The sequence below is a fragment of the Duganella sp. S19_KUP01_CR8 genome, assembly GCF_036688705.1.
Lineage (GTDB): Bacteria > Pseudomonadota > Gammaproteobacteria > Burkholderiales > Burkholderiaceae_D > Rugamonas.
In genome coordinates, this window is record NZ_JAQQPR010000003.1 from 131,836 (window position 1) to 148,590 (window position 16,755).

At 63.4% G+C, this 16,755-nt stretch carries 11 protein-coding genes; 4 read left to right on the forward strand and 7 right to left on the reverse strand.

What is annotated here, in order from left to right; all coding sequences use genetic code 11:
- Positions 1-74: 74 nt before the first annotated feature.
- The 5 genes from V6M89_RS04295 to V6M89_RS04315 all read right to left on the reverse strand — a co-directional run bounded on the left by V6M89_RS04295 (position 75) and on the right by V6M89_RS04315 (position 8,193).
- Positions 75-1,121 carry an aldose epimerase family protein gene (locus V6M89_RS04295; protein ID WP_332852014.1) on the reverse strand — a complete coding sequence of 349 codons (1,047 nt, stop codon included), beginning with the start codon at positions 1,119-1,121 and terminating at the stop codon, positions 75-77.
- A gap of 94 nt (positions 1,122-1,215) precedes the next feature.
- Positions 1,216-2,163, reverse strand: a complete 948-nt coding sequence (locus tag V6M89_RS04300; protein ID WP_332852015.1) for a glycoside hydrolase family 43 protein — start codon at positions 2,161-2,163, stop codon at positions 1,216-1,218.
- 19 nt (positions 2,164-2,182) lie between these two features.
- Positions 2,183-3,538, reverse strand: coding sequence for an MFS transporter (locus V6M89_RS04305; RefSeq protein ID WP_332852016.1), 1,356 nt, complete (start codon positions 3,536-3,538; stop codon positions 2,183-2,185).
- A gap of 82 nt (positions 3,539-3,620) precedes the next feature.
- Positions 3,621-6,506 (reverse strand): TonB-dependent receptor, encoded by a 2,886-nt coding sequence (locus tag V6M89_RS04310; RefSeq protein ID WP_332852017.1) that lies wholly within the window; start codon positions 6,504-6,506, stop codon positions 3,621-3,623.
- 184 nt (positions 6,507-6,690) lie between these two features.
- Positions 6,691-8,193 carry an AMP nucleosidase gene (locus V6M89_RS04315; RefSeq protein WP_332852018.1) on the reverse strand — a complete coding sequence of 501 codons (1,503 nt, stop codon included), beginning with the start codon at positions 8,191-8,193 and terminating at the stop codon, positions 6,691-6,693.
- A gap of 137 nt (positions 8,194-8,330) precedes the next feature.
- On the opposite strand from V6M89_RS04315, the gene V6M89_RS04320 reads away from it, so the two are divergent.
- From V6M89_RS04320 to V6M89_RS04330, 3 genes are read left to right on the forward strand one after another with little or no spacing between them, the layout of a single operon-like run.
- Entirely contained in the window at positions 8,331-12,353 is a 4,023-nt protein-coding gene (locus V6M89_RS04320; protein ID WP_332852019.1) for a Pls/PosA family non-ribosomal peptide synthetase, read from the forward strand.
- The gene (locus V6M89_RS04325) at positions 12,320-12,934 is read left to right on the forward strand and encodes a 4'-phosphopantetheinyl transferase family protein (RefSeq protein ID WP_332852020.1); all 615 of its coding nucleotides are present in this window, start codon (positions 12,320-12,322) and stop codon (positions 12,932-12,934) included. The genes V6M89_RS04320 and V6M89_RS04325 overlap by 34 nt, the downstream gene beginning before the upstream one ends.
- Positions 12,931-13,650: a polysaccharide deacetylase family protein gene (locus V6M89_RS04330; RefSeq protein WP_332852021.1), complete on the forward strand. Its 720-nt coding sequence runs from the start codon at positions 12,931-12,933 to the stop codon at positions 13,648-13,650. Before V6M89_RS04325 ends, V6M89_RS04330 begins: the two co-directional genes overlap by 4 nt.
- On the opposite strand, the gene V6M89_RS04335 is transcribed toward V6M89_RS04330, so the two are convergent.
- A complete protein-coding gene (locus V6M89_RS04335; protein WP_332852022.1) occupies positions 13,647-14,171 on the reverse strand; it encodes a hypothetical protein in 525 nt (174 codons plus the stop codon). The genes V6M89_RS04330 and V6M89_RS04335 overlap by 4 nt on opposite strands.
- A gap of 29 nt (positions 14,172-14,200) precedes the next feature.
- On the reverse strand, positions 14,201-15,088 hold the full coding sequence (gene bla, locus V6M89_RS04340) for a class A beta-lactamase (protein ID WP_332852023.1): 888 nt from the start codon (positions 15,086-15,088) through the stop codon (positions 14,201-14,203).
- Between the two features lie 106 nt (positions 15,089-15,194).
- Here bla and V6M89_RS04345 point away from each other — a divergent pair, with 106 nt between their 5' ends.
- On the forward strand, positions 15,195-16,724 hold the full coding sequence (locus V6M89_RS04345) for an FAD-dependent monooxygenase (RefSeq protein WP_332852024.1): 1,530 nt from the start codon (positions 15,195-15,197) through the stop codon (positions 16,722-16,724).
- Positions 16,725-16,755 lie beyond the last annotated feature (31 nt).

Genomic DNA, 16,755 nt, shown 5'->3' on the forward strand with positions numbered 1-16,755 from the left:
CGATAAGCCATACTAAGTTGTAGTGAGATATCTTTCCAATAAATTATTATTCGACTTTGATACCCGAATCGGTATCAGTCCTCGACGGAGAAGCGGTAGCTCATGACGGTGGTGTACTCCTCGCCCGGACGCAGTATCGTCGATGGGAATTCAGGGCGGTTTGGCGAGTCCGGATAGTGCTGCGGTTCGAGGCAAAAGCCGCTGCGATGGCCGTAGATACGCCCTTTTCCGCCCATGCCGTCATGCAGGAAGTTCCCGCTGTAGAACTGAATGCCCGGCTCCTGGGTCAGCACTTCCAGCACGCGGCCGGAGGACGGATCGCGCACGCGGGCGGCCAGTTCCAGCGCGCCTGGCGCCGATTTATTCAGCACGAAGTTGTGGTCGTAGCCGGCGCCGTGGCGCAGCTGTTCGTCGTCTTCGTTGATGCGCGCGCCGATCGTGTGTGGCGTGCGGAAGTCGAACGGCGTGCCTGCCACCGCAGGCAGTTCGCCGGTGGGTATCAGGCCGCTGTCGACCGGCGTGTAGGCGTCGGCGGCGATGGTCAGCTCGTGGGACAGGATGTCGCCCTTGCCGGCCAGGTTGAAATAAGCGTGGTTGGTCAGGTTGACCGGCGTCGCTTTATCGCTGATTGCGTGGAAAGCGATACGCAATTCGTTATTGTTACGCAGTTCGTAGATCGCCGTCACTTCCAGGTTGCCCGGGTAGCCTTGTTCGCCGTCCGGGCTCAGGTAGCTCAGGATCAGGCCCGCCGATTTGGGGGTGGCGAAGGTTTCGGCTTCCCACATGCGGCGGTGGAAGCCGTCCAGGCCTCCGTGTAAATGGTTTACACCGTTGTTCACATCCAGCTGATAGCTTTCGCCGTCCAGCGTGAAGCGGCCGTTGGCGATGCGGTTGCCGTAACGGCCGATCAGCGCGCCGAGGTAGTGCGATTCGCCCAGGTAGGCGGCGGCATCGTCGAAGCCGAGGCAGACGTCGGCCAGCTGGCCGTCGCGGTCCGGGGTGTGGATTTCGGTGATCACGCCGCCAAGGTCGCTGATCTTGACGATCATGCCGTTGGCGTTGGTCAGGGTGTACAGGGTGGCTTCTGGGCCGAAGGCGGTCGTGGTGATGGTTGGCTGCATGTGTGCTTTCTACGGCAACGGCGGCCGACGGAATTGGTTCCGGGGCCGCCGCAAATGTTCTATGGATTCCCGCCTGCGCGGGAATGACGTGCTTTTAAGCCATCGAGGGTTTTCCGAATACCGGCATGCCCTGCTCGTCCCACTTCAGCGGTTTGACGTAGGTGTGCCGGTCCGGGTTCCACAGCGGATCGCCGATAATCTCGGTATAGGTGCGTGCATGATAAACCAACATGACGGTCTCGCCATCATCGCCGATGGTGAAGCTGTTATGTCCCGGTCCGTACACGCCATGCTCGTAGCAGGTTTGCAGCACCGGCTGCGGCAGCTTGGTCCACGACGCCGGGTCCAGCAGGTCGGCCTGTTCGTCCGCCCACAACAGGCCCATGGCGTAGTTCTCATCGGTGGCGCTGGCCGAGTAGCTGATGAAGATCTTGTCGTTCTTCTTCAGCACCGACGGACCTTCGTTGACCCAGAAGCCGCGGATCTCCCAGTCGAATTCCGGCTTGCTCAGCATGACCGGCGGGCCGCCCAGCTGCCACGGCGTCTCCATCGGCGCGATGTACAGGTTGGAATTACCCTCGATGGCGACGTCCTTCTGCGCCCACAGGTAGTACAGCTGGCCCTTGTGGCTGAAGGTGGTGGCGTCCAGGCAGAAGGTGTCGATGCCGGTGTCGACCTGGCCCATGAACTCCCACTTGCCTTCCAACGGATTCGGATTGGCGTTGCGGATCGCGTACATGCGGTGCTGGAACAGCTTGTGTTTGATCTCGCGGCTCGGCGCGGCGGCGAAGTAGACATACCACGCACCGTCGTTGAAGTGCAGCTCCGGCGCCCAAACCAGTTCGCTATACGGACCGGTGTCCGGCTTGTACCAGACATCGACCTTGTCCGCATCCGCCAGGCCGGCGATGGTCTTCGCGCGGCGCAGCTCGATGCGGTCGTACTGCGGCACCGAGGCGGTGAAGTAGTAATAGCCGTCGCTGTGACGAATGATAAAAGGATCGGCGCGCTGCTCGATCAGCGGAGTGAGTACATCTTCCATTGCTTCGATTTCCAAAAAATTAGACTGCCACATAGGTTTGAACATTCATCTGATGTTTGACCTGCATGTAATACTCGTCGGTGACGCGGTACTTGAACATCAACAGCCCCATCACCGTATGGAAGAAGCCCGGGATCAGCGTCAACATCAGCACGATGCCGTGCAGCGCGAACGCGGTCTGTTCATGATTCGGCTGGTATTCGAAGTACGTCAGCAGCACGCCGACCAGCGCGCCGGCAATGCCCATGCCGGCCTTCTGGCACACGGAAATGCCGCCGAAGGCGAAGCCGGATACGCGCTTGCCGGTCTTGACCTGGCCGTAGTCGATGGTCTCGGCGATGGCCGACCAGAACACCGGCGCATGCAGGTCCACCACGAACGACAGCAGGAAGTACAGCACAAAGGCCAGCACCATGTCGCCCGGTTTGACCAGGAAGTACATGGCGGCGCTGATCGCGCCGACGCCGATCTGCGTCCAGCGGAACAGCTTGACCTTGCAATAGAACTTGGTGATCCAGGTCGAGGCGATCATCGACAGGATGGCCGCCACCACGCCGGTCGACAGGAAGGCCGACACGGTGGCGGCATCGCCGCCCAGGTAGTACTTGACGTAGTAGATCGAAGCCGAAGCGCGCACCACATAACCGACCGTGCCGGTGACGCAGACGCCGCACAGGATCAGCCACTGGTCGTTCTTCAGCAGCACCTTCAGCTGTTCAAGCAGCGATTGTTTCTGCACCACGTGGCGCACACGCTCGGTGGTGGTAAAGAAGCAGAACAGGAACAGCGCGATGCCGATCACCGCCATCACCGCCATCGCGGCCTGGTAGCCGGTGGCCGCGCTGCCGCCGCCCCAGCGTTCCGACAGGATGGGCACCACCACCGTCACCATGAAGGCGCCGATCTTGGCGAAGAACAGGCGATAGCCGTTGGCCGACAGCCGCTGCTGCGGATCGTTGGTCAGGCTGCTCGGCAGCGAGATGTAGGGTATGCCGACGCCGGAAGTCATCACCGTCATGATGATGTAGGTGGAATAAGCCCAGATCAGCTTTGCGCTGTAGGCCCAATCCGGCGTGGTGAAGACGAAGAATACGCTGACGCCATACGGTATCGCCAGGAACAGCAGGTACGGGCGATAGCGGCCCATGCGGGCGCTGTCGAAACGGTCGGTGATCTGCCCCATCACCAGGTCGGACAAGGCGCCGATGAACTTGACGGCGACGAACAACAGCGCCAGGTCGGAGGTTTTCAGGCCGTAGATATCGGTGTAGAAGAACGTGATGATCAACATCATCGACGAGATCACCACGTTCAGCGCCATGTCGCCGGCGCCAAAGCCCACTTTTTCCAGCAACGATAATTTTTGATTCGACATCGGATACTCCACCAGGTCGTCATTCCCGCGAGCGGGAATGACGTGAACACAATAAGACGGAAACGCTCTTGACCGTCGGGGCTTACATCTTCCAGCGCAAGCCAACCGAGACCGAACGTCCGACCTGGAGTGTACCGAAATTGGTCAGCTGCGCGTTACCCGCATTGCCAAAGTGGTAGTACTGCTGCTGCATTTCGTTGGTCAAGTTGACACCACTGATATCGACCGACATATTGTCGTTGATTTTGTAGGATATTTGCATGTCAACGCTCTTTTCCGGCTGACGCCAGATACCAATCGGATTTGCGAACAAGGCGGCTTCGTTCCTGGCCAGGAAGCCGGAGCGCCAGACATAGGACAAGCGCGTGCTGATCGGACCCTTTTCGTAAGCCAGGGTGGCGTTGTAGGAGCTGTTGGACACGCCGAAGAACGGTGTCTCGAGCTGAGAGACGATGACGCCGGCATCATTGGCGTCAGGCACGTTCTGCGACGAGGTCAGTCGCGTATAGCTGCCCTGGAATCCCAGGCCGTCCAGCAGGCTCGGCAGCCCCTTCGGGAAGTAGATCAAGCCGAGCTCGGCGCCTTTGATCGTGCCGTTGGAGGCGTTGACCGGCGAGTTGATGACGTAGTCATAGCCGTTCGTATGGTCGCCGCCCGAGGTCGAGTTGCGGAACGGGTCGTTCGCCGGATCGACGTGCACCTTGTGACGCAGGCTCACGACCAAACCGTCGATCTTGCGCTTGAACGCCGTGCCGTAGAGTGCGCTGTCCTTCTGGAAATACCACTCGGCCGTCAGATCCAGGTTCTTGGAGTGCGTCGGTTTCAGGTCCGGATTGCCGCCGCTGCCCGAGCCATAACCCACCTTCGAAACGTCGTCACCGAGTTGCAGGACAGGATTCAGGTCACCGAAGTTCGGGCGGCGCAGGGTTTCACCGTAGTTAAAGCGCAGCACTACATCCTTGGACGGGTCGTAAATCAGCGTCATGCTGGGCAAGACCTTGCTGGTCGACTTGCTGGCACCGGACGGCGTGACCGCCTTGGTGGTGGCATCGACCTTATAGAAGGTCATGTCGGTATCGACCTTGACATAGCGCGCGCCGAAATTGCCGCGCAGGCGATGGCCGAACAGCTCGTTTTGGGTATTCCCCATCAGGAACAGGTTGCTCGTCTTTTCTTCGACCCCGAACGTCTTCTGCAGGCTCAGCTTGTCCGTTGTCAGGAAGTTCGGATCAGTCGAGTTAAACAGCTTACGCCAGTCGTCGATATGGTCGCGGATGTAGTAGGCATTGGGCTCCACCCAGGAGCGCGGTACGTCCGAAATGGCCGTGCCGAAGTTCGAGTTGGTGGAGGAATATTCCGAACCCAGCGAGGCGAGGTTGCGGTTCAAGGTGCCCGATTGGTTCCGGTTAGCCTCCGACGCCTTGCGGTCGTCGAAGCGCACACCGAATTGGATCGTCTCCAGCGCACCCCAGTTGGTATCGTAGACGCCCGACAGATTGGCCGTCGCGGCGCTGCCCTTGTTGCGGTTGGCGGTATCGAAGAACTGCGCAACATTCCACTTGGTCGGGTCGGTCAGGTCGGCATCATTGTTGAAATGGAAGGCCGTGTTGCCGCCGCCGGCATTGAAGTCGACGTTGATGGAAGGTGCAACGCGATCAATCCGGGTGGCTGTGAATTCCGAGTGAAAGGTACTGGTTTGGTACGACACGTCGCCTTCCAGCCTCAGGCGATCGCCAAGGTTCCACTTGCCGTTCAGGGCATAAACGTAGGAATCGGTTGCCGACGTGGTGTAGTCGCCGCTGTTGAAGCCATAGACGTTATTGACTTTACGGGTCTTGATAACGTTGGTTCCCGGGTAGGTCGTCATCGTCCCCGCAGGGTTGCTGCCGAGATCCCCCCACCAGTCAACAAAGCTGAACAGCAACTGGTTGAAGGACTTGTCACGATAGCCGTTGTACATCGATTCGAAGGTGTAGACCGAATCGCTGTTCGGCTTCCACTGCAAGGCCACATTGGCGGCGGAACGCTCGCGCTTGCCCTGAAGGTCGCTCTGGAAAACGGCGTCGCGCGCCAGGTAATAAGGATAGGCTTTGCCGTTGAAATCCAGCGTTGAACCCGCGGCCATCGGCAAGCCGGTATGGGTGCCGGGGGTCCAGATATTGTTGTCGAAGATGCGCTGCAAGGGCGTGTAACCTGGCGGAACTTCGGCGGCATTGGGGCTGGTAAATGGCACCATGGCGCCTGGCGTCACGCTTTCATTACGGTACTTCGTCTGGCTGCCCGACAGATTGACCAGGGCGCCGACTTCGCCGATGCCGGTTTCCCAGCGGTTGCTTAACATGCCGCTGAGCTGGGGGTTCGCCTTTTTCGCGGGATCGAGATAGGTTTCGCGCGCCGACAGCGACACTTTCGAGCCCTTGAAATCGAATGGCCGCAGCGACTTGACGTCAACCTGGCCGGCAATTCCGGTGTCCAACTGGCTGGCGTCGCGCGTCTTGTAGACATCGATCTGGCGAACCAGCGTCGAGGGAATATCCTGCAGCGCGACCTGGGTGCCGGACGCTGTAAAGATATTGCGGCCGTTCCAGGTGGTTTGGACATCGGGCAGACCACGAATGGACAAGGTGCCGACTTCGCCGCCGGCGCGGTCGGTGACTTGCACGCCCGTGATGCGTTGCAGCGCTTCGACGACATTGTTGTCAGGCAACTTGCCGATGTCTTCGGCAACGATCGATTCCACGACCTGGTCGCTGGTGCGCTTGATCGCCAGGCTCTTGATCAGCGATGCCTTGACGCCGGTGACGACCACGGTCGCGGCGTCACTCGGTTCCGTCTTGTCGGCGGCCGCTTGCGCCCACACCGAGGCGCTGCTGAGCAGGCCGGCTGCGGCCAGCACCGCGACGCCGGTTTTCAGGACAAGGCGATGCGTCGCCTGGGACTGGGAAGTCCCGGTTGATAGTTTGTTCATACGTCTCCTGTGTTATCTGTTTTATAGTTTTATGCAGCAACCTCGAAATCATCTTAGGGTCTGGCTAAAAAACAAACCAATCAATTTTTTCGGGTTTTCGATACCGAAAAAAGTATCGCCACAGGTGGAGAAAGTGAAAAAAAAGCCCGCACTTTGCGGGCTTATATGCATTTTCCGCATAGTTTTACTGGAACGCGACCTCCGTGAAACTGCGTAACTTGCGGCTGTGAAGCTTGTCCACGCCCAAGGCGCGCAGCAGTTCCAGCGCCCGGATGCCGATGCGTAAATGCTGGTCGACGCGCTCGCGGTAAAACTGGTTAGCCATGCCCGGTAACTTGATCTCACCATGCATGGGCTTGTCGCTCACGCACAACAAAGTGCCATACGGCACGCGGAAACGGAAGCCGTTGGCGGCAATGGTGGCACTTTCCATGTCCAGCGCGATCGCCCTGCTCTGGCTGAAACGGCGCTCCGGCGTGCGCTGCGGCAGCAGTTCCCAGTTGCGGTTGTCGGTGCTGGCGACGGTGCCGGTGCGCATCACGCGCTTCAGGTCGTGGCCGGTCAGCTGCGTAACTTCGGCCACGGCGGCCTCGATCGCCACCTGCACCTCGGCCAGCGGCGGGATCGGCACCCACAGCGGCAAGTCCTCGTCGAGCACGTGGTCTTCGCGCACATAGCCGTGCGCCAGCACGTAGTCGCCCAGCTGCTGAGTGTTGCGCAGGCCGGCGCAATGGCCCAGCATCAGCCAGGCATGCGGGCGCAGCACGGCGATGTGGTCGGTGATGGTCTTGGCGTTGGCCGGGCCGACGCCGATATTGACCATCGAAATGCCGGTGCCGTCGGCGCGGATCAGGTGGTAGCCCGGCATCTGCGGCAGGCGCGGCAGCGGCGCGCCGTGCGCGTCGTTGGCCTGCACCGCCTGGCCGACACGGCGCGTGACCATATTGCCCGGCTCGATGAAGGCGATGTAGTCGTCGCCCGGCGCGCCGGCGGCCTGCCCCATCAGCTCGTGGCCCAGCTTGACGAATTCGTCGATATAAAACTGGTAGTTGGTGAACAGCACAAACTTCTGGAAGTGCTCGCACGAGGTGCCGGTGTAGTGGCGCAGCCGTTGCAGCGAGTAGTCCACGCGCGGCGCCGTGAACAGCGACAGCGGCTGGGCCTCGCCCGGCGGCGGCTCGTGGGTGCCGTTGGCAATGCCGTCGTCCATCGCGGCAAGGTTGGGCAAGTCAAATACGTCGCGCATCAGCAGGCGCCGTTCCGCGCTCATATTGCCTTCGATGTGCTCGTGCTCGGCAAACGAAAAGTGGATCGGAATCGGCTGCGAACTGGTGCCCACCTCGATCCGCAGGTGATGGCTGCCGTGATTCTTCAGCAGCAGCTTGAACTGTTGCTGGTAGTAGCGGGCGAACAGGTCGGGCCGGGTCAGCGTGGTTTCGTAGGTGCCGGGGCCGGCCACGAAGCCGAACGCCAGCGTCGAATCGGCGCGGGCCACGGTGTCGGTATGGACCCGCACAAAGGGGTAGCAACCGCGCACGTGCTCGCCGACATCCTCGCCGGCGACAAAGCGTTTCATGGCATCGCGCAAGTGGGCGACGTTGGCCTCGTAGATGGCCAAAACCTGTTCATAAGCGGCAATCGGATCGTCAAATTGCATGGGGGCGATAAACGGACGGGTCGGTGACATGCGGCTCCTTCGTGACACAGGGGAAGATCCCATATTTCTTATTGTAAAGGCTGTAAGCGGAACTTGCATTCTTCCTCTATTGGAACCCAGAGGCGTACCGTACAATGACAACCGCCAACACAAAATAAAGTTTCAGCATGAACGACCCAGTAACGCCGCACATTCCACAATCGCATCCGGACATTCTTTACGGGAAACCGCAAAGCGAACTGCTGCGCGAGGAAATCCTGGCGGACCTGTTGGAAGCAAGCGCCGCCCGTACCCCCGACCAGACCGCGCTGATCTTCGGCGACCGCCGCCTCAGCTATCGCGAATTGAACGCGCAGGCCGACCTGGTCGCGGCGCGCCTGATCGATGCCGGCGTGCAGCCGGGCCAGATCGTCGGCCTGTGGCTGCCGCGCGGGATCGAGCTGCTGGTGCTGCAAGCGGGCATCGCCAAGGCCGGCGCGGCCTGGCTGCCGGTCGACGAGGACACCCCGGTCGACCGCCTGCAAGTGTGCCTGGACGACGCCGACGGCGCCGGGGTGCTGACCTGCGCCACGCTGGCGCCCCGCCTCGCGGACATTGGCCGTCCTGTTTGGACCGCCGAAGCGCTGCTGGCCGCCCCCGCCGGCGGCGCCACGCTGTCGCGCCGCGGCGCCGTCTCGCCCGACGTGCCGGCCTACGTCATCTACACCTCCGGCTCGACCGGCAAGCCGAAAGGCATCCTGATCACCCAGCGCAGCATCTGCCACTTCCTGCGCAGCGAGAACGCGGTGCTCGGCGTCACCGCCGCGGACAAGGTGTATCAAGGCTTCTCGGTGGCCTTCGACATGTCGTTCGAAGAGATCTGGATCGCCTACCTGGCCGGCGCCACGCTGTGGATAGGCCCGAAGGAAATCAGCGGCGACCCGGAAACGCTGCCGCGCATGCTGGACGAGAACCAGGTCACGGTGCTGCACGCCGTGCCCACCCTGCTGGCGCTGTTCAATCAGGAAGTGCCCAGCCTGCGCCTGATCAACCTGGGCGGCGAGATGTGCCCGGAATCGCTGGTGGAGCGCTGGTCGCGCGCCGGCCGGCAGATGTTCAACACCTACGGCCCGACCGAAGCCACGGTATCGGCCAGCCTGGCGCGCTTGCAGCCCGGCCATCCGGTCACCATCGGCACGCCGCTGCCCAACTACGGCCTGCTGGTGATCGACACCAACGCCATGCCGGCACTGCGCCTGCTGCCGCGCGGCGAGATCGGTGAGCTGTGCATCACCGGTCCTGGCCTGGCGGCCGGCTACCTGGGCCGCCCCGACCTGACGGAGGAAAAATTCCTGGCCAATCCGTGGTCCAGCGGCCAGCACGACGCCCGCCTGTACCGCACCGGCGACCTGGCCCGCATCGACGCCGACGGCGAAGTGCTATGCCTCGGCCGCGCCGACGACCAGGTGAAGATCCGTGGCTTCCGCGTGGAGCTGGGCGAGATCGAAGCCGTTCTGGCGCAGCAGGAAGGCGTGGGCACCGTCGCCGTTTTGCTGCGCAAGGACGACGGCATCGACCAACTGGTCGCCTACATCGTGCCGGAAGCCGGCGTGGAGTTGGACAGCAAGGCGCTGCGCGCCAGCCTGGCCGCCAAGCTGCCGCCATACATGGTCCCGGGCCGCTACGAAATGCAGGAAGCCATGCCGCGCCTGACCTCCGGCAAAATCGACCGCAAGGCATTGAAGGCGATGCCGCTGAGCGCACCGCCGGCCGGCGGCAATGAAGATTCCGACCTGCCCGAAACCCCGGCCGAAGCGGCGCTGTTCGCCGCGCTGGCAGCGCTGTTCCCCGGCCAGCCGATACTGCGCCAGGCCGACTTCTTCACCGACCTCGGTGGCCATTCCTTCTTCGCCGCGCGCCTGGCCTCGGCCCTGCGCGCCGATCCGCGCTACGCCCACATCACCGTGCGCGACATCTACCAGCAACGCCAGATCGGCAAGATCGCTCTGGTGCTGGCGGACGCGCCCACGGCCGCCGAAGTGGAAGCCGCCTGGACGCCGCCCTCCACGCTCAAGCGCTGGACCTGCGGCCTGGCGCAAGCGGCCGCGATGCCGGCGCTGGTGGCGCTGCGCATGGCGCAGTGGCTGGCGCCGTTCTTCACCTACCACTTCTTCACCGGCGATCCGGGCGACTCGGTGGTGCGCGCGATCGCCGCCTCGGTCGGCGTGTTCCTGCTGGCGACGATCGGCGAATTCGGCATCGCCATCGCCGGCAAATGGCTGATCGCCGGCCGCCTGAAGGCCGGCGACTATCCGCTGTGGGGCATCACCTACTACCGCTGGTGGCTGGCCGACCGGCTGGTGGAGGCGGCGCCGGCCTACCTGCTGAGCGGCTCCTCGCTCAGCGCCTGGTGGCTGCGCGCGCTGGGCGCCAAGGTGGGCAAGGACGTCATCATCGGCTCGATGACCTTGCGTTCTCCGGATTTGCTGAGCATCGGCGACAACGTCAGCATCGGCAACGCCGTCAACTTCGAGAACGCCCGCGTGCAGCGCGGCCGCCTGCTGCTGGGCCGGATCACGCTGGAAGACGACACCTGCGTCAGCTCCTTCGCCGTCCTGGAAGGCAATACCCATATCGAGGCGTTGGGCCACCTGGAAGGCCAGTCGGCGCTGAGCGACGGCATGCGCGTGCCGGCCGGCCGCGTCTGGGCCGGCTCGCCGGCGCGCGACACCGGCGCCTTCGACACCACCCGCCTGCCGCCGCGCCCCCAGGTCAGCGTCGCGCGCAGCATGGGCGAAGGCGTGTTCTTCATCTTCGGCATCCTGCTGATCGTCACGCTGTTCTTCATGCCGGTGTTCCCGAGCTTCGTGCTGATCGACTGGTTCGACGAACAGGGCTGGCTGCCGTGGATCCAGGGCGACGACCTGCGCATCCAGCTGCTGCGCTACTTCCTGCTGGCCTTCCCCGCCAGCACGGTGCTGATCGTGCTGACGGCGCTGCTGTCGGCCGGCATCCGCTGGAGCGTGCTGCCACGCCTGCACCCGGGCCGCTCGGCCATCCACAGCAAGACCTACTGCGCCAAATGGCTGGTGAGCCAGATCCAGGAATCGAGCCTGAACGTCCTGCACGGCATTTACGCCACGGTGTTCGCGCCCTACTGGTATCGCCTGCTGGGCGCCAAGGTCGGCAAGGACGCCGAGATCTCCACCGCGCTGGGCGTGGTGCCGGACATGCTGACCCTGGGCGACGAAACCTTCATCGCCGATGCCGTCATGCTGGGCGACGAGGAAATCGACGGCGGCTGGATGATCATGAAGCCGACCGTGATTTCAAACCGCAGCTTCGTCGGCAACGGCGCCTACATCCCGGACGGCACCATCCTGCCGGAAAGCGTTTTGATCGGCGTGCACTCGCGCGCGCCGGACAACGCGCAGATGAAGAGCGGCGACACCTGGCTGGGCTCCCCGCCGATCAACCTGCCCGCGCGCGAACAGACCAGCGGCTATCCTGAAAACCTGACCTTCCATCCGTCGCCGTTGCGCCGCCTGGGCCGCGGCCTGATCGAGGCATTCCGCATCGTCGCGCCGCATGCGCTGGTCATCGCGGTGGGCTACACGCTGGTGCTGGCGGTGATGCCGGCCGCCGGCGCCGGACGCTGGTCCGAAGTGACGTGGGACCTGACCCTGGCTGGCCTGGGCTACGGTATCGGCAATTACTTCTTCGTGGTGCTGTTGAAATGGCTGCTGATCGGCCGCTATCGCAAACAGTCGGAGCCGATGTGGACGCCGTTTGTGTGGCTGTCCGAAGGCGTGACCAATCTGTACGAAGGCATCGCCGTGCCGAACTTCATGCGCTACCTGCGCGGCACGCCGTGGCTGCCGCTGGCGTTCAACATGCTGGGTTCCAAAATCGGCAAGGGCGTCTACCTGGACACCACCGACATCACGGAATTCGACTGCGTCCACATCGGCGACCACAGCGAACTCAATGCGCTGACCTGCCCGCAGACCCATTTGTTCGAAGACCGCGTGATGAAGATCGACCACGTCACCATCGGCAAGGGCGTCTATATGGGACCGCGCAGCGCGGTGCTGTACAGCGCCGTGGTCGGCGACAACGCCCGTCTCGGCGCGCTGACGCTGGTGATGAAGGGCGAGCAGATTCCCGCCAATGGCTATTGGGCCGGCTGCCCCGCCGCGCCGGCAAGATGATGGAGCTGATCGTCCACCCATGGCCCGGTCCCGTGCCGGCGCCGCAAGACGGCCTGTTCGTGATAGCCGTTAGCACCAGCGTGGAGCGGCCACGCGCGCGCGAACAAATCCGCTTGGCGGCGCGCGCCGCGCTGGCCTCGGTGCTGGGCGTCGACGCCGACGACATCCTCATCGACAGCACGCCAGGCCAGGCGCCGCGCATCACGGTGGCCGGCGACCAGAGCACCATCGGCTGCTCATTCACCCACGAAGGCGGATTTTCGCTGGCCGCCATCAACCTGCATGGCGCGGTCGGCGTCGATTTGATGCGGGTGGAGGAAATCTTCGACTGGCAGGCGGTGGCGCGCGATTATCTCGGCCCGGAAGTCTGCGCCACGCTGGCCGTGACGCCCGCCGCCGAACACACTCTCGCCTTCGTGCTCGCCTGGACCAGGCACGAGGCCGTGCTCAAATACCATGGCATTCAACTGGCCGAATGGTCGGAGGAGATCGCGGCGCTGGCGATGCCCACGCGATCCGCCCTGCTCCCAAATAATCTGGTAGTCTCACTGGCTTGCCGATCTTTGGACCCGACCAAATGAACATCGCGATAACATGCCTGCTGATGGCGCTGGCCGGGACAGCCAGCGCCGCCGACTGTGGCGCCGACAAACTAGGCACCGCCCGCACCATCACGCTGAAACGCGAGGCCGCGCTATACGGCGCCTTGCAGCACGCGCCGCTGCCGCTGAAAAAGGGCGAAGTGGTACTGACTTTTGACGACGGCCCGGTGCCGGAAACCACGCCGCTGGTACTGAAGGCATTGGCGGACCAATGCGCGCAAGCCACCTTCTTCATGGTCGGCAGCCATCTGGAGAAATCGCCCGGACTGGCGCGGCGCGTGGTGGCGGAAGGCCATACGGCCGGAGTGCACAGCCAGACACACCCGCATCTGGCTTCGATGAGCGCGCCGGAGCAGCTGGCCGATCTCCATCAAGTGCAAGCGGCCTACCAAACCGTGTTCGGCAAGGCCACGCCGGCCTATCGTTTCCCCTATCTGGAGGAGACGCCCACCATGCTGGCGGCGCTCAAGGAAGCCGGCATCACCGTGATGTCGATAGACCTCGGCATCAACGACTGGCTGCCGGAAGACACCACCGACATCCTGGTGCAGCGCCTCATCAAAAGCCTGGACGCCACCGGCGGCGGCATCATCCTCATGCACGACGTGAACGTACCGACCGCGCAAGCGCTGCCGGTGCTGCTCAAACTACTCAAGCAGCGCGGCTACAGCGTGGTGCATCTGGAGTGGAATTAGGCGGCGGCGTCGAGGAAGAAGATGGCGGTCACTTTGGCCGGGGTCTTTTCGGTAGGCTTGTCGATCTGGACCTGGGCGCAATCTTCGGCCACCAGGCTGCGCCAATTGCCGACGCCGGCGGCGGAAAAGATCGTGTGCGCCTTGGAGCTCATGCTCATGTCGATCGCCAGGCGGGCGTTGCGCTCGCCGGTCTTGGCGTAGTTCACGCCGCGCAGTTCGATGCCGAAGACGGTCAGCCAAGGCTCCCAAAGGCCCGATTCCACACCCTTGACGATGCGGTTCAACATTTCTTCCAGCGTCAGGCCTTTTTTCACCACGGCGCGCAGCAGCGCCAGCGACGGCGCATGGCGCGCATCGGTACTCTGCTTGCCGGCGCCGCTCTCGGCTATCGCCTTGGTTTCCTTGGAAAACGCCGCATCGCGCTCGGTGTAGTCGCGCATGCGCGAGTAAAACTCGGCGTTCAGGAAGGGATTCGCTACCCGGCCCGTAGGCGCGGGCGCTGGTGTTTTTTTGTTCGTCATGGTCAGGCCTTAATGTGTAAGGCCGTAGTTTAACCGACTCGGAACGCTTCGACGACAATCCTGGTCGCCTCGGCCAGGATCTCGCTGCGCGCCTTGTCGTCCTTGCCGGGCTGGGTGAGGTAGATCACCAGCACGATCGGCGACTTGCCCGGCTGCCAAATGATGCCGATATCGTTGGTGCTGCCATAGTCGCCGGTGCCGGTTTTGTCGGCCACCAGGCTGCCGGACGGCACGCCGGCGCGGATGCGGGTGTCGCCTGTGGTATTCCCCAGCATCCAGTCCTTCAGCTGCTTACGCTGCGGCGCGCCCAGGCCGTCGCCCAGCAGCAGTTTGTGCAGCGATTCCGCCATAGAGGCCGGCGTGGTGGTGTCGCGTGGATCGCCGGGCAACGCGGAGTTGAGCTCCGTTTCGATGCGGTCCAGGCGGAACTCCATGTCGCCGATCGAGCGCGCGAAGGCCGTCACTGCGGCCGGTCCGCCTATCTGCTGCATCAGCAGGTTGGCTGCCGTGTTGTCGCTGGTCTGCAGGGTGGCCTCGCACAGCGCCGCCACCGTCATGCTTTTTCCTACATGTTTCTCGGTGACGGGCGAGTACGTCACCAGGTCTTTTTTCGTGTAGCGCACGCGCTTCTTCAGCAGCGCCGGCTCCCTGGCCAGCACGGCGGCGGACAGCATCATCTTGAACGTGCTGCAAAACGGGAAGCGCTCGTCGGCGCGATGCAGCAGCCGGCGGCCGTCGCCCGTATTCAGCGCGGCCACGCCCAGGCGGCCGCCCGATTCGCCCTCCAGCTTGGCCAGCAGCGCCGCCGCCGAATTCGGCGCGGAGGCCGGGGCGGAGTCCAGCAAATCGGCGGCATTAGCGAAGGGAGCGGCGGCAAGCGCCAGGATCAGGGCACGGCGGGTGGCGAAAACAGTCATGGTGCGCAGGTGTAAGTTAAACAATGTTTTGCATAGTACCAGCCGTTTCTTAAGCGCGTATTCAATTGAACGCCCCTCTATTCTGCGCCGGATGTAGACTCGTTGCATGGCCCCTCAAGTCCTCATCGTTGGCGCCGGTCCCACCGGCCTGGTGCTCGCTATTCGCCTGGCGAAGCATGGTGCCGCCGTGCGCATCATCGACAAGAACAGCGGCCCTGGCCAGGCTTCGCGCGCGATGGCGGTGCATGCGCGCACGCTGGAGTTCTACCGCCAGCTGGGCTTTGCCGATGTCGTCGTCAACCTCGGCATCAAGATCGAAGCCATCCACCTGCGCGAAGGCGGCGAAGAGGTCGCCGAGCTGCCGCTCAAGGATATCGGCGCCGGCCTCAGTCCCTACCCCTTTGTGCTGTCCTTCCCGCAGGACGACCACGAGCGCTTCCTGGTCGAGCAGCTCAAAGCCATGGGCGTGGAGGTCGAATGGAACACCGAGCTGGAATCGTTCACGCAGGACGAATGGGGCGTGCGCGCCGTATTGGAGCGCGACGGCGACCGCATCGCCTGCAGCAGCGCCTACCTGTGCGGTTGCGACGGCGCCCGCAGCCGCGTGCGCGAATCGCTGAAGTTCGATTTCAGCGGCGGTACCTACGAACACCTGTACTACGTGGCCGACGTCAAAACCTCCGGCCCGGAGAACCGCGACCTGGTCGGCCACATCGGCGCCAACACCTTCGCGCTGATGCTGCCGGTGCGCTCGCGCGGCATGCAGCGGCTGATCGGCATCATGCCGCCGCAGGCGGAAGCGGTGTCCGAGCCGGGCTTTGAAGACGTTCGCCCGGTGCTGGAGCCGTTGTTGGGCATACAGGTGGAACAGGTCAACTGGTTCTCGACCTACCGCGTGCATCACCGGGTGGCGTCGCAGTTCCGCTCCGGCCGCTGCTTCCTGGCTGGCGACGCGGCCCACATCCACAGCCCCGCAGGCGGCCAGGGCATGAACACCGGTATCGGCGACGCCGTCAACCTGTCGTGGAAACTGGCCCAGGTGCTGCAAGGCCGCGCCGATCCCGCCCTGCTCGACACCTACCAGGCCGAGCGCATCGTGTTCGCCCGCAAGCTGGTGGCCACCACCGACCGCGCGTTCCAGATGATCGTCTCGCAGGGCGCCGGCGGCCAGCTGCTGCGCGGATGGCTGGTGCCGCATGTGTTCCCGGTGTTGGCCGGCTTTGCGGCCGCGCGCCGCGCGCTGTTCAAAACCCTGTCGCAAGTGCATATCCACTATCCCGACAGCCATTTGAGCGGCGGCCGCGCCGGCGATGTGATCGGCGGCGACCGCCTGCCGTGGGTGCCGCAGCAGGATGGCGAGGACAACTTCAGCGCGCTGCAAACGCTGGACTGGCAGCTGCATGTCTACGGCCAGCCATCGGCCTTGCTGAGCGCAGCCGCGCGCGAAGTGTCGCTGCCGCTGCATGTCTATCCATGGAACGACGCCGCAGCGGAAGCCGGCCTGCTACGCGACGCCGCCTACCTGGTCCGCCCCGACATGCACGTGGCGCTGGCCCTGCCGCGCCAGGAACTCGACACCCTGCGCAACCTGGTAGAACGCTATCACCTGCGCTTCACCCCCGGCAAAATTGATTGACACGCTTCCCGGCATCAGGCTAAGGTCGTCC

Excerpts from the sequence above, each read along its gene's own strand:
- V6M89_RS04295 (WP_332852014.1), bottom strand. The coding sequence starts at position 1,121 with ATGCAGCCAACCATCACCACGACCGCCTTCGGCCCAGAAGCCACCCTG.
- V6M89_RS04300 (WP_332852015.1), bottom strand. The coding sequence starts at position 2,163 with ATGGAAGATGTACTCACTCCGCTGATCGAGCAGCGCGCCGATCCTTTT.
- V6M89_RS04305 (WP_332852016.1), bottom strand. The coding sequence starts at position 3,538 with ATGTCGAATCAAAAATTATCGTTGCTGGAAAAAGTGGGCTTTGGCGCC.
- V6M89_RS04310 (WP_332852017.1), bottom strand. The coding sequence starts at position 6,506 with ATGAACAAACTATCAACCGGGACTTCCCAGTCCCAGGCGACGCATCGC.
- V6M89_RS04315 (WP_332852018.1), bottom strand. The coding sequence starts at position 8,193 with ATGTCACCGACCCGTCCGTTTATCGCCCCCATGCAATTTGACGATCCG.
- V6M89_RS04320 (WP_332852019.1), top strand. The coding sequence starts at position 8,331 with ATGAACGACCCAGTAACGCCGCACATTCCACAATCGCATCCGGACATT.
- V6M89_RS04330 (WP_332852021.1), top strand. The coding sequence starts at position 12,931 with ATGAACATCGCGATAACATGCCTGCTGATGGCGCTGGCCGGGACAGCC.
- V6M89_RS04335 (WP_332852022.1), bottom strand. The coding sequence starts at position 14,171 with ATGACGAACAAAAAAACACCAGCGCCCGCGCCTACGGGCCGGGTAGCG.
- bla (WP_332852023.1), bottom strand. The coding sequence starts at position 15,088 with ATGACTGTTTTCGCCACCCGCCGTGCCCTGATCCTGGCGCTTGCCGCC.
- V6M89_RS04345 (WP_332852024.1), top strand. The coding sequence starts at position 15,195 with ATGGCCCCTCAAGTCCTCATCGTTGGCGCCGGTCCCACCGGCCTGGTG.